The sequence below is a fragment of the Brevibacterium sp. BRM-1 genome (assembly GCF_026802075.1).
Lineage (GTDB): Bacteria > Actinomycetota > Actinomycetes > Actinomycetales > Brevibacteriaceae > Brevibacterium > Brevibacterium rongguiense.
This window is the reverse complement of record NZ_CP113788.1, coordinates 570,228-582,804: the sequence shown is the minus strand read 5'-3', so window position 1 is coordinate 582,804 and position 12,577 is coordinate 570,228. Positions and strand designations below refer to the sequence as shown.

General features: G+C 72.4%; 12 protein-coding genes. 5 read left to right on the top strand and 7 right to left on the bottom strand.

From position 1 onward, the window contains the following. Positions 1-58: 58 nt before the first annotated feature. Positions 59-400: an RNA polymerase-binding protein RbpA gene (locus BRM1_RS02535; protein ID WP_160952361.1), complete on the bottom strand. Its 342-nt coding sequence runs from the start codon at positions 398-400 to the stop codon at positions 59-61. A 753-nt stretch (positions 401-1,153) separates the two neighbouring features. Beyond that, complete coding sequence (locus BRM1_RS02530) at positions 1,154-1,897, bottom strand: glycerophosphodiester phosphodiesterase family protein (protein WP_268527863.1); 744 nt, start codon at positions 1,895-1,897, stop codon at positions 1,154-1,156. Positions 1,898-1,979: 82 nt separating this feature from the next. On the opposite strand from BRM1_RS02530, the gene BRM1_RS02525 reads away from it, so the two are divergent. The 3 genes from BRM1_RS02525 (at position 1,980) to BRM1_RS02515 (ending at position 4,730) form a co-directional block, all read left to right on the top strand. After that, positions 1,980-2,357 (top strand): hypothetical protein, encoded by a 378-nt coding sequence (locus BRM1_RS02525; RefSeq protein WP_160952359.1) that lies wholly within the window; start codon positions 1,980-1,982, stop codon positions 2,355-2,357. A gap of 493 nt (positions 2,358-2,850) precedes the next feature. Then, positions 2,851-3,600 carry a septal ring lytic transglycosylase RlpA family protein gene (locus BRM1_RS13955; protein WP_202410760.1) on the top strand — a complete coding sequence of 250 codons (750 nt, stop codon included), beginning with the start codon at positions 2,851-2,853 and terminating at the stop codon, positions 3,598-3,600. A gap of 284 nt (positions 3,601-3,884) precedes the next feature. Next, entirely contained in the window at positions 3,885-4,730 is an 846-nt protein-coding gene (locus BRM1_RS02515; RefSeq protein WP_268527860.1) for a septal ring lytic transglycosylase RlpA family protein, read from the top strand. A gap of 131 nt (positions 4,731-4,861) precedes the next feature. On the opposite strand, the gene BRM1_RS02510 is transcribed toward BRM1_RS02515, so the two are convergent. The 3 genes from BRM1_RS02510 to BRM1_RS02500 all read right to left on the bottom strand — a co-directional run bounded on the left by BRM1_RS02510 (position 4,862) and on the right by BRM1_RS02500 (position 8,257). Further along, positions 4,862-5,377 (bottom strand): ferritin, encoded by a 516-nt coding sequence (locus tag BRM1_RS02510; RefSeq protein WP_268527857.1) that lies wholly within the window; start codon positions 5,375-5,377, stop codon positions 4,862-4,864. 430 nt (positions 5,378-5,807) lie between these two features. Then, positions 5,808-6,977: a pyridoxal-phosphate dependent enzyme gene (locus tag BRM1_RS02505; RefSeq protein WP_268527856.1), complete on the bottom strand. Its 1,170-nt coding sequence runs from the start codon at positions 6,975-6,977 to the stop codon at positions 5,808-5,810. Beyond that, positions 6,974-8,257, bottom strand: coding sequence for a Zn-dependent hydrolase (locus BRM1_RS02500; protein WP_268527854.1), 1,284 nt, complete (start codon positions 8,255-8,257; stop codon positions 6,974-6,976). The genes BRM1_RS02505 and BRM1_RS02500 overlap by 4 nt, the downstream gene beginning before the upstream one ends. A 357-nt stretch (positions 8,258-8,614) precedes the next feature. On the opposite strand from BRM1_RS02500, the gene BRM1_RS02495 reads away from it, so the two are divergent. After that, entirely contained in the window at positions 8,615-9,088 is a 474-nt protein-coding gene (locus tag BRM1_RS02495) for an Hsp20/alpha crystallin family protein (RefSeq protein WP_160952355.1), read from the top strand. A 294-nt stretch (positions 9,089-9,382) separates the two neighbouring features. Here the strand turns inward: BRM1_RS02495 and BRM1_RS02490 are convergent, their stop codons facing one another. Then, positions 9,383-10,117 carry a class I SAM-dependent methyltransferase gene (locus tag BRM1_RS02490; RefSeq protein WP_268527851.1) on the bottom strand — a complete coding sequence of 245 codons (735 nt, stop codon included), beginning with the start codon at positions 10,115-10,117 and terminating at the stop codon, positions 9,383-9,385. A 12-nt stretch (positions 10,118-10,129) separates the two neighbouring features. Beyond that, positions 10,130-11,152: an endonuclease/exonuclease/phosphatase family protein gene (locus BRM1_RS02485; RefSeq protein WP_268527848.1), complete on the bottom strand. Its 1,023-nt coding sequence runs from the start codon at positions 11,150-11,152 to the stop codon at positions 10,130-10,132. A gap of 72 nt (positions 11,153-11,224) precedes the next feature. Between BRM1_RS02485 and BRM1_RS02480 the strand changes: the two genes are divergently transcribed. Next, a complete protein-coding gene (locus BRM1_RS02480) occupies positions 11,225-12,484 on the top strand; it encodes an aminotransferase class I/II-fold pyridoxal phosphate-dependent enzyme (RefSeq protein WP_160954240.1) in 1,260 nt (419 codons plus the stop codon). The last annotated feature ends 93 nt before the right edge of the window (positions 12,485-12,577 follow it).

Sequence of the window (12,577 nt, the reverse complement as noted above, 5' to 3'; positions counted from 1 at the left end):
GCGAAGTGCCCGGAGGAGCTTCGGGCCGCGTTGGCCCGGTACGCCGGCTCGGCCCGGCTCAGACCTCGGGGGCCTTCTCGCCGCGGCGTACGGCCAGGCGCTCATCGAGGAGGACCTGGAGCTCTTCGAGGGAGCGGCGCTCGAGCAGCATGTCCCAGTGGGTGCGACCCTGCTTCTCCGTCGTCTCGGCGGCCTCGCCGCCGCCCACGCGCTTGCCCAGGCCGTGCGTGCCCGACTCCCACGTCGCCGGCACCTCGGCCTCGACGGAGAAGGGAACGGTGAAGGTGAAGCCGTCCTCGCACGCGTACTCGACCAGCTGGCGCGGCGCCGGCTCGACGCCCACCTCCGATTCGAGGCTGCGGGATCCGAGCTGGGTGCCGCGAAGACTGCGCTCGCTCATGGTGGGGCCACCTTCCACTGTCGACGTTGGGGGCTGCTGGGCGACACAACAGTCTATCGGGTCCCGTCATTCCCGGCGAACCCGCGAATGCCACGGCACCGCGCACGAACGCCGCGCCTGCGAGCACGAATGCCACGGCACCGAGCAACCACCACCGCTCTTGCGAGCCCCAGCGCCGCAGCGCCGCACGCGCTCAGCGCCACCGCGGCGCCGCTGAGCGCGTGCGGCACGGTTCCGAGTGCGCGTGGAGTGAACCCGTCCGCTCCGTCGGGGACGCGCAGGCCTGGGGCGATCCGGTGTGTGGACTGCGGTCGGGGAGACGCCGGGCAGCGGCAGCGCGGGCGGCGGCTATACAGTCGGCGCAACAAGGGGCTCCTACGTCTCATTCCCGCTCAGGCTCGGCCCGCGGCTGCGCAGTCTCAGCGCTGCGGTCTGCGGATACGCCCTCGGGTGGCTGCCGGCTGAGCGTCTGGCCTGACGCATGTGCCCTTGCGCGTGCCTTGCCCGGGATGTGCGCACGCCCACGCGCGCGCATGCGCCTGCCACGAAGGAGCGCGCCTGTGACGAACTGTGCCTGCATTCATGCGTTGACGAGTCCCGTGCCCCGCACGCACCCGGGGCGGCACGAGCGCAGACTCGGGGGAGAGGCCCTGCAGACGGCAGTGGAGAGCCACTTCCCCCGCCAGTGGCAGCGCGCGAGAGGGTGGGAGAGCGTCGGGCATTCGCCTCTGGGTGCGGGACTGCGGGCAATGATCAGTGCGGCCGCGGACCCCGGGCGAACGCGCGCAGTCCCAGCTCGACATCGTCGGTGACGATCGCATCGACCCCCAGCGCCGCCAGCCGCTCCATCTGGGCGGCATCGTTGACGGTCCAGACGTGCACCTGGCGACCGGTCCGGTGGGCCGCAGCGATGAGGCGGGGCGTGACGACGCGGATTCCCGCCCGGGCTTCGGGGACCTGCAGGCAGTCGATGCGCTCGTCGAGCGCGCGCATCCCACCGGCTGCGGCCAGCGCGATCTCCCCAGTTCCCGCCGAGGTCCGGACGCCGGGCACGGCCGCGCGCAGGCGGCGCAGGCGCCGGGCGCTGAATGACGCGAGCCGCAGGCGCTTGCGCAGCCGGGGCTCGCGCGCCAGGCGGATCATGGGCTCCGTGCCGGAGTCGGCCTTGACGTCGACGTTGAAGCTCAGCGTTGGCGCCGTCTCGAGCACGTCCACCAGCCGGGGCACGCGCGAGCCGTCGAGCAGGCGCAGCCGGTCAAGGCGGGCCGAGGAGAGCTGCTCGATGCGCGCCGCGACGCCCGCCGTGCGCTTAAGCGAGGGGTCGTGCACGGCGTAGAGCACCCCATCGGCGGACGCGTGGACGTCGGTCTCGGCCCACTGAAGACCGGCCTGCGCGGCGCGCTCGAACGCCGCGAGCGAATTCTCCTCGCAATCGGGCCACAGCCCGCCGCGGTGCGCGATGACGGCGGCGGACGCGGCGGCCGGTAAGGGGATCATGGCAGCCACGCTACCCAATTCCAGCCGGTCTTCGCGGCGCGGCTGTGTTGCCCGTCACGGCCCCGCCGTGGACAATCGGAGCATGACACAGCGCGAGGATCCCGTTGAGCCCACCCAGGTCTACGATGCGTCGCGGCCCGGCACCCGCGAGCGCGCCCGGCGCGCGGCCTCCTGGCTGCGCACGAACTCGGAGTCCGCGTACCGGCGGGCCGATGAGCGCACCCGCGGCCTGCGGGCCAACGGTCGCCAGCTGGGGGAGCGGGTGAGCCGGGTGGCTGCCGACGCGGCGCGCACCGGCGGCCCCATCGACCGCACCGAGGAGCGCATCAACGGTGCGCTGTCGAGCGTCAGCCGGCAGATCGACGGTCGCGCCGAGCAGGCTGCCGGGTTCATCCGCACGGGCGTGACCCGTTCCGCCGCCGCCACGCGTCGCCTGCTGCGCGGCCGCAGCGGCCGCTGACCGATTCCTCAGGAGATCCGCTGGGCTTCCAGTCCGACGGTCCCCGTTGGCGAACCGGGGCTGATGCCCTCGCTCGCTGCGCAGGCGCACCCCGGAGTTGCGACTTCCCGACGGTCAGCGCCCCCTGGTACTCAGCGCTCGTGTAACTCAGCACCCCGCCAGGGGCGCAGGCCGTCCGGTGGCTCCGCCTGACGAGGGACGCCATACCGAGGCGCGGATTGCCCGCCCGTGAGTTCTTTCCGGCTTCGCAGCGCTGAGCCCGCGCAGCACTGTCCTCGCACGACTGCCCTGTTTTCGCAGGACTGCGCCGGGCCACGTGGGACCCTCCCGGCCGAGGGGCACGCGACCGCGCCGTGATCGCGCGCGCGTGGGCGGTGCCACCCGCTCCACAACCGGGTCCACAACCGGGCCGAATGAATTGGCGCGCGGCCGGTTTGTTATCTATGCTGTGGTCTGATAACAAGTCGGTCACGGGATCGTGAAGGAAACATCTGTGGGCAAGCACTCCTCTCCAAAGGCCTCCGGGCGCCGCAGCGCCGCGGGCCTCCTCGCCGGCCTCACCACGCGCAGCGCCGGACGCCACTCGGCAGCCGCCGCGCCGCATGCCACCGCCGCCGAGGTCCTCGAGGCCAACCGGCGCGGACCGGTCATGGCCGCCATCGCGATCCCCACCGCGGCCGCCGCCGCCGTCATGGTCGCCGGCGCCGTGAACATGCCCAGCGGTGCGGAGGTCTCCGCGGAGACCGCGCCCGTCACCGCCCCCGCCGCGACCCTGCCCGATGCGCAGCCCGCGGCCCAGGCCGATGCCAAGGCGCTGCGCACCGCGCAGAAGCAAGGCGGCAGCGCCTCGCACCTCACCGGCCACCTCGCCACCCCCAAGCCCAAGCCCACGGCGAAGCCCGCGAAGGACTCCGGCTACTCGGGTCCGAAGAACTCGAAGGCATCCGGCCAGGGCGGCACGTGCGAGGCCTCGATGTACGGCAACGGCGACGGCACGGACGGCGGCCCGACCGCTTCGGGGGAGACCTTCCACGCCAACGCCATGACCGCCGCGCACAAGACCCTGCCGCTCGGCAGCGTCGTTAAGGTCACGAACAAGTCGAACGGCAAGTCCGCGACGGTGCGCATCAACGACCGCGGCCCCTACATCAGCGGGCGCTGCCTCGACCTCTCGGTCGCCGCGATGAAGGCCGTCGGCGGCTACAGCGCCGGCACGATCAACGTGAGCTACAAGGTCCTCTGACCTCACCCGCCGCAGCGGCGGCCGCGACACCCCCACGGGCCCCAGCCGGCCGGCTGGGGCCCGTTGCTGTCTCCGCACACCCCGCGCACGGCCACTCCAGAGCCCGGGGACCCAGCTCTGGGGTGGTGGCGCGTCGTGGAGCAGTCGACCATCCCAGACTCGAAGTACCCGTGATTGTGACAAATTCGACGTCATCTCACCGCTATTCGGGTAGTCATCTAACGTTTCGTTACCTAGGCTGGGCGACTGTTACACAATGATCACAAGAACGTGAAGGAGTTCGGGTGGGCAAGCACGCAGCGCAGGACGATCCCCAGCACAACGGCATCGGGGGTCTCTTCACTCGGCGCCGCGCCGGGCGGCACGCAGACCAGGACGCCTCGGCGGCAACCATTCTCCGCGAGAACCGCCGCACCCCGGTCATGGCGGCGATCGCAATCCCCACGGCCGCGATCGCCGCACTGGGCGTGGCTGGCGCCGTGAATGCCGCCCCCAGCGGCGACGACTCCGCGGCCGTTGCGCCGGAGCAGGCGGCCGCCGCGAGCGCCGCGCAGGCTCCGAAAGCGCAGGATACCGCGGATGCGGCCGCGCAGAAGGCGCAGCAGAAGGCCAAGGACAGTGGCAAGGCCGCCGGCGTCTCCGGCACGCTCACCACGCCGGAGCCCAAGCCGACCCCGAGCACCTCGGCTGCCCGGACCACCGCCTCGAAGTCCGCCGCGAGCGATTCCGCGAAGGGGACATCGAGCAGCTCGGCGAAGAAGTCGTCGAAGAAGAAGTCGTCGAAGTCCTCCTCGTCCGGCTCCTCGAGCGAGTCGTACAAGAAGAACTCCAAGGCGTCCGGCCAGGGCGGCACCTGCAAGGCGTCGACCTACGGCGAGGGCGACGGCACGGCCGGCGGCCCGACGGCATCGGGGGAGCGGTTCAACCCCAGCAAGCTGACGGCGGCGCACAAGAGCCTGCCGATGAACAGCAAGGTCAAGGTGACGAACAAGTCCAACGGCAAGACCGTGACGGTGCGCATCAACGATCGCGGGCCCTACGTCAGCGGCCGCTGCCTGGATCTCTCCACCGCCGCCATGAACAAGATCGGCGGCGACGGCGTGGCGAAGGTGTCCTACAAGGTCCTCTGAGCCGCCGCTGCTCTTCGCCCAGCACTGAGGCCCCCGGCATGCGCCGGGGGCCTCAGCTGTCTGCGGCTCCCTGTGCTGGAGCCCCGGGGGCACTGCGCGGGACGCGCACACGCGCGCCCCGCGGGCCGGGATCACTCGCTGTCGGCGGCGATCTCCGGAGTGCGCGAGCCCAGCTCGGAATCGATGCGCAGGATGCCCGAGCCGTCCTCGCCCACGAGCGCGAGGTGCGAGATGATCTCGTCGACCGTCGACTCCTCCTCGACCTGCTCGTCGACGAACCAGTTGAGCAGCGGAATGACGTCGAGATCCGTCTCCGCCTGCGCGAGCCGGTAGAGCTCGCGGATGGACTCCGAGACCTTCTGCTCGTGCGCGAGGGCAGCGCGGAAGAGGTCGATCGGCTTCTTGCCGGACAGGTCGGACACGGAGATCGTGCCGATCTGCGGCGCCGAGTCGCGATCGATGCAGTGCGCGATGAACTTGTGGGCGTGGACGAGCTCCTCTTCGGACTGCGCGCGCATCCACGCGCTCATTCCGTTGAGGTCCTGGTCCTCGAGCTCGATGGCGAGCTGGAGGTAGACCATCGAGGCGGTCAGCTCGAGGGTGACCTGGTCGCTCAGTGCCTTGGCCATGGTGTCGGACAGACGCATGTCGGAGTCCTTTCGGAAGAGGGTGGGCCGCGCGCGGTGCGCGGACCCGGCGGTCGCCAGCCATGCTAATTGGACTCGTTCCAATTCGCATGCATGGTGAGGCTGGCCTGGGATTGGAACGAGTCAAGACTGGGGCCGAGTCGAACTGGGGGCCGGAAGTCACGCGAGGTGGGCACCGGTGAGTGTGCAGCGGACGGTAGGTAGCCCGGGGCGACCGAGCGTGCCCCGAGACGAGCGAGCGAATCCGAGCAAGTCTGCAAAGCGCCGACGCCGAGTGCGGATCGCCGCCGGTGCGCAGGCAGGGGACGCGTCCATCAGACGGGAGGCGCAGTCTGCGCGCGTTCATCGGTGGCGCGATGCGGTGCTCGGCGCCGCTCATGGCACCGGCTGGGCGATGCTATCGCTTAGCCGATAATATACATTATGTTAACTAAACGGAAATGCCTGCCGCGGGCAGTGGGTTCGCGGCCCTTCCCTCCGTGCTGATGAGCAGGATGTTCGCACCGTCGGCCAGCATGCCGCGCTCCCGCAGCAGGCGCACACCCGCCAGCGATGCCGCGCCGCACGGGCCGGAGTCCACACCGTGCGCCTCGAGGTCGCGGACGGCCCGCGTCACCGCGGCGTCCGGGACGACCGCGCTGAGGTCCACGCCGTCGCGCAGCGCCGGCCACGATGCCGCCGCCACCGTCCCGCAGTTGAGGCCGGCCATGATCGTGTTCCCCGTCTGCACCGTGACGGGCTGACCGGCCAGCAGCGAGGCGAACAGGCTGGGCGCGGCGGACGGTTCGACGGCGAGGATATGCGGAGCGGCGTCCGAGGCGCCCGCGGTGCCCGAGGCGAACCCCCCGGAGCGGGTGAAGCGGACGACGGCCTCGGCGAATGCGCCCACACCGGTGGGCGCGGTCACGAGCGTGGGCGCGGGCGCTCCGGCTTCGCGCAGCTGCGCCGCGGCCTCCTCGAGGACCGAGCCGTAGCCCTCCACGATCCAGGCGGGCACCTCCTCATAGCCCTCCCAGGACGTGTCCTGGATGAGCAGCGACCCACTGCCGCGGCTCTCCTCGGCGGCGCGGGCGACCGCGGCATCGTAGGAGCCGCCCAGCGGCACGATCTCGGCGTCCTCCGCGCGGATGCCATCGACGGCGGCCTCGGAGACTCCCCCGGGCAGGAAGATGCGCGCGGGCAGTCCGACGAGCGCGCCGGTGCGCGCCACCGCCCGGCCGTGGTTGCCGTCCGTGGCCGCCACGAGCTCGCGCACCCCCGTCTCCGGGAGCCGGGCTGCGATCTCGCTCAGCGGCAGGGCGCTCTCCCCGACCCCCAGGCGCGCCGAGAGCGCACGGGCAACCGCGTGCGCGGCCCCGAGCATCTTGAATGCCGGCAGCCCGTACCGGTGCGCCTCCTCCTTGACCCACACGCGGGCAGCACCCAGTTCCCGGGCCAGCGCGGGCAGTTCGACGAGGCGGGTGGGCGCGTAGCCCGGAATCGAGCGGTGGAAGTCCAGGACGTGGGCCGGTTCGTCGCTCCGCCAGTCTCGGGCGGCGGGGCGCGAGCGGATCGCAAACTCCGTCTCGGCGCCCGGCAGCGGATGGTCCTGCGCGCTCATCGCGTACCCTCCTGTGCAAGGCGGGCAATCGTGTTGAGCAGCGTGGAGGCCCCGGCCGCGCAGTCCTCCGGGGTGGAGTACTCGCGCGGATTGTGGCTGATTCCGTCGTATTGGCCGCGTACGAAGACCATGGCGGTGGGGGCCAGTGCAGCGATCTCCTGGGCGTCGTGGCCCGCGCCGGACATGAGCCGCGGGGCGGCATGGCCCAGATCGGCGGCGGCCTTCTCGATGGTGTCCTGAATGTCTGCGGAGAACGGAACCGGGGAGGTCCGGGCCATCCGAGCGGTCTCGACGCCCAGCCCCGGCTGTGAAGACGGCAGGGAGTCGAGGAACCCCGCGAGCTCGCGTTCGGCCGCCTCCACGTCCTGATCGTCGGGGTTGCGCAAGTCGACGGTGAGCTCCGCACGGTCGGGGACGACGCTCGGCAGCCCGGGGTGAACGCTCAGACATCCCACCGTGCCCCGCAGGCGGCCGAACCGGCCGGAATCGACCATCTCGCGGACCTTGACGACGATCTGGGCGGCGGCGAGCCCTGCGTCGGCGCGCAGCTGCGTGGGTGTCGTGCCCGCGTGGGCCGCGCGCCCGTGGATCGTCACCCGCTGCCACGAAATCGCCTGGACTCCGGTGACGACCCCCAGCGCAGCGCCGCTGTGCTGGAGGACGGGGCCCTGTTCGATGTGGCACTCGACGTAGGCGTGCGGCGGGTCAAGGAGTGCCGGCCCCTTCCCCGCAAAGCCGATCCGGCGCAGCTCGTCGCCGAACGCGCGCCCCTCCGCGTCTGTGAGGCCATGCGCGGTCGCCAGCTCGATGCGCCCCGCCGCCACCGCGGAGCCGAGCATGTCGGTGCCGAACCGCACGCCCTCCTCTTCGGTGAAGGCGGCGATGACGATGGGCCGCTCGGTGACGATGCCGCTGTCGTTGAGGGTGCGGACCGCTTCGATGCCCGACAGGACCCCCAGGCAGCCGTCGAACGCGCCGGCGGTTCCGACAGAGTCGATGTGCGAACCCGCCATGACCGGAGCGAGATCGTCGCGGCGCCCAGGGCGCCGGCCGAAGATCGAGCCCATGGGGTCGATCGACACCTCGAGGCCCGCCGCTTCCATCCACCCGACTACGAGGCGGCGGCCGGCCGCGTCCTCGTCGGTCAGCGACTGCCGGTTGACTCCCCACAGCCCGGTGGGCTCGTCCTCATACGCGCCGATCCGCGCGAGCTCCATGAGGTCGGACCACAGGCGATCGCCGTCGATGCGGAGAACGGGTGGTTCGAGGGCGCTGTCCATGCGAGGGCCTTTCCGGGAGGCGGGCCGGGCGAGTGCCCGAGCGTCGTGGGACCCACATTACGAAGGCCGCGACCGGTAAGTCGAGCGAATGTTTCTCACGATAACCATTCACCGTTACTACACAGTCTGTGCGCTGCGCCGACCGCCCGCGCCAGCGGACGTGCAGGGCCCCCAGGGGCCAGCGCGAGTCCGCGCCCCCGTCGCGGAGGAAGACCACTCCTCCCCTGGTCTGTCCCCGTCCTGGCTCTCAACTTTCTGCCAGCATCGTCTCATCCGTTTTCCAGCTGAACGGGAATGATCGCCAAGTTGAGTGTGTTGGACTCAATGTAACGACCTGTTCCGACGAAAGGACACATCATGGCCCCGAAGTTCGAGCCCCTGCGCGACATCGACCGCTTCATCACCGAGGTGGCCCGCAGCTCGCAGTCCGCGGCGCTGCCGATGGACCTCTACCGCGACGGCGAGGTGTTCATCGCCCGCATCGACATGCCCGGCGTCGATCCCTCGAGCATCGACGTCGACGTCGAGGACCGCACCCTCACGGTGCGCAGCGAGCGCCAGCCCGTCAGCGCCGAGGGCGTCCAGTGGCTCACCCGCGAGCGCCCCACGGGGACGTTCGCCCGCCAGCTGACGCTCGGCAGCCGCGTCGCGCTCGACAAGATCTCCGCGGACTTCAGCGACGGCGTCCTCACGCTCACCATCCCGGTGTCCGAGGAGGCCAAGCCGCGCAAGATCGCCGTGCAGCACCAGGCCGGCCGCACGGAGAACTCCGTGAGCTCGACCGCCACGTCCGCACCGCAGCACAAGGACGCATCAGGCACCGAGTCCTGAGCCGCACCCGCGAAACGAGGCCGCAGCCCGCTTGAGCTGCGGCCTCGTCGCGTCCGGGGCACTCCACGCCGACCGGGGCGCCTCGGCGATGTGCCCCCTGCCCCGTCTTCGCAACCGGCGGCTTTCCCCCGACCGACTACCGTCGGCCCCATCGGCTGCTTCCCCCGCACCGACTACCCTCCGCCCCATCGGCGAGCGGCACCCAACCCGGGAGCCGCTCGGACCCATCCCGAGCCATTCCGCTCACTCGACCCGAAGCCCGGTGGCGATTCCTCCCCGAGGCGCCGCAGTCGGCTAGCTTCGGGCCCGCGCCACGGCGAGCAGGCACAGATACGGCAGCCCGAAGGGCTCGGGCATGGGATGCTCCCGGCCCAGGAAGTCGCGGATGTTGCCCGCCACCCGCGCCCGGGTGGCCTCGTCGGAGCGCAGCCAGTACGAGCGCGTCGCGGCCAGCTCCACGGCGCGCTCCACCGACATCTCCTGGCGGAACTCCACCACCGCGACGGAGCTGGGCCCGAACCCGGGCAGCTCCGGGCGCCAGGAGGGGCGGTAGACGTCGCCCGCGTGCATGATGCGGCTCAGGCGCAGCACCCAGTCGAGGCGCACGTCGAGCTGGTTGACGACGATCGCCGCCGCTCCCCCGGGCGCCAGCACGCGCCGCAGCTCGGCCGCCGCACGCGGCGCGTCGAACCAGTGCCAGGCCTGGGCCACCGTCGCCAGCCCGAACGCGCCCGAGGCCACGGGCAGGGCCTCCGCGGTGCCGAGCAGCCCCGGCACAGGATTGCGGGTGAGGGCCGCCCGGTCGGGATCCACGGCCGTGACCTCGCAGCCCCGCGCGGCCAGGCCCGCGCTGAGCTTGCCCGTGCCGGCGCCCACGTCGAGCACCGGACGGCCCGCGGCCAGTCCCTCCAACCGCGTGAGCACCTCGGCGGGATAGCCCGGGCGCACGGCATCGTAGGCGGCGGCGTCCGCACCGAAGCCGCGGCCGTAGGCACGCTTGGCCTGGGGCGAGAGTCGGGGGTGGTCCACTCCCCCATTCAATCAGCCGCGCCGGTCGTAGACGATCGCGAGCCCCCGGTGATCGCTGCCCGCGATGTCGAACAGCTCGCCGGAGACAGCCGCGAAGGCGCGCCCGTCGTAGAGCTGGTGGTCGATGCGCGCGCCCAGGGCCGCCGGCAGATCGGCCGGCCACGAGCCCAGGCCACCCATCCGCAGCCGGGTGCCCGCGTCGGCGCAGCCGTTGCGCTCGCGCAGCACCGCGCTGTCCACCGAGGCGTTGAAGTCCCCCGCCACGATCGTGCCGGCCGCGCAGAGCCCGACGGCCGCGCGGACGGTGCGCGCCCACGCCCGTTGGACGGGCGCCCGCTCCACCGGTGCGGCGGTGTGGATGGAGAACAGCGTGCCCGCGTCCGTGGCGAATCCCGCGGCGGCCGTGGGCAGGGGCCCCTCGACGGCGCGCGGGTGCAGGCCGCGGCGCACCGCGAGGATCGTGTCCGGGGCGTCCGGGTCCTGCCCGGTCGGGGCGGAGAGCGCGAACTCGGCGCCGAGCCCCACCGCCGCGAGCTCGCGCTCGAGCTGCCCGCGGTGTGCCTCCTGCAGGGCGATCGCGTCCGCGCCCGCCCGGCGGGCGGCGGCGATGACGGAGCCGTAGCTGCGGTTGCTCAGCAGCACATTGGCATCGACGACGACGAGGCGCTCGCGGGCCACAGCGCCGGTGGCACCCGTGCGGCCCATCCCCCGGGCGGCCACCGCGGCGCCCACCGCCGCGGCGAAGACGGCAAGGCCCACACCGCCCGCCAGGAGCGCCGAGGCCCACCGCAGCTGGCGGCGCCGGCGCAGCAGCGCCGCGCCCAGCGCGGTGGCGCCCGCGGCCGCGAGCAGCGCGGCCAGCACGGTGGCCGCGCGCAGCGCCGCGAGCTGCGCGAAGCCCGTCACCGTGCCCAGGCCCAGGAGGTTCGGAACGAAGAGCAGCGCCGCTGCGATGAGCGCCGCGACCAGCCCGGCGCGGACCCCGAGGCGCGAGAGGCGGCGGGGCCGCGGGGCGCCTCGGCGGGGGGATGGCATGGTGCATAGGATAGAGCGTGCGCACCAGGACCGGGGCCGGCCAGGCCCCGCCGAGTCACGATGGAGCCGACTATGACCGCAGCGCAGGATCCGCAGGCCGCCCTCCGGGCCGCCCACGACGCCTACGAGGAATTCGCCCAGCGCGGACTCGACCTCGACATCACCCGCGGCAAGCCGGCGCCCGAGCAGCTCGACCTCTCCGCGGAACTGCTCACGGCCGTCACCGGCGACGATGTCCACTCCCCCTCCGGCGTGGACGCGCGCAACTACGGCGGTGCCGAGGGGCTGCGGGAGCTGCGCGAGCTGTTCGCCCCGCTGCTGGGCGTGCCGGCCGACCAGCTGCTCGCCCAGGGCAATTCCTCCCTCACCCTCATGCGCGATGCGCTCACGTTCGCGCTGCTCTTCGGCACGCCCGCCGGTGGTGCGCCCTGGGTCGAGGGGCGCCGCGCCATGCTGTGCCCGGTCCCCGGCTACGACCGGCACTTCGGGCTCGCCGAGGCCCTGGGCTTCGAGCTCATCTCCATCCCCATGGACGACGAGGGCCCGGACCTCGAGGCGGTGCGACAGGCCGTCGCGGACCCCGCTGTCAAGGCCATGTGGACCGTGCCGCTGTACTCCAACCCCACTGGGGTGAGCATGAGCGAGCGGCGGGCCCGCGATCTGCTGGCCCTCGAGACCGCTGCGCCGGACTTCACGATCCTGTGGGACAACGCCTACGGCCTGCACCACCTGCGCGAGCCCCACGCCCAGCCGCTGGACGCGCTGGGCCTGGCTGCCGAGGCCGGCCGCCCGGACCGGGTGTGGGAGTTCGCGTCGACTTCGAAGATCACGTTCGCCGGCTCCGGCGTCGCGTTCTTCGCCTCCTCCCCCGCCAACGTCGACTGGTTCCTCGAGCACACCGCGGCGGGATCCATCGGCCCGGACAAGCTCAACCAGCTGCGCCACCTGCGCTTCTTCGGCGATCCCGAGGCGGTGAGGGCCCACATGGAGCGCCAGGCCGCGCTCATCGAGCCCAAGTTCGCCGCGGTCGAGCGCGCGCTCGCCGACGGGCTCTCCGAGGGCAGCGCCGCGAGCTGGACGCGCCCCCACGGCGGGTACTTCATCACGCTGCGCGTGGCGCCGGGCACCGCGGACAGAGTCGTCAAGCTCGCCTCCGAGGCCGGGGTCAAGCTCACGCCGGCCGGGGCCACCCACCCCTACGGCCTCGACCCCGAGGACGCCTACATCCGGATCGCGCCGACGATGCCCTCGCTCGATGATGTCCGCGCCGCGGCCGAGGGACTCGTCGCGTGCGTGCGGCTGGCCGAGCTCGAGGCCGCGGCGGCCTCCTGAGCCCGCCGGCAGGGCCCCCTGCCGCGCTGAGACCGGCGTCATGAAGTCATTGCGAATTCGTCACCGAAACGTGACCGTTTTCGGACGAGTCGG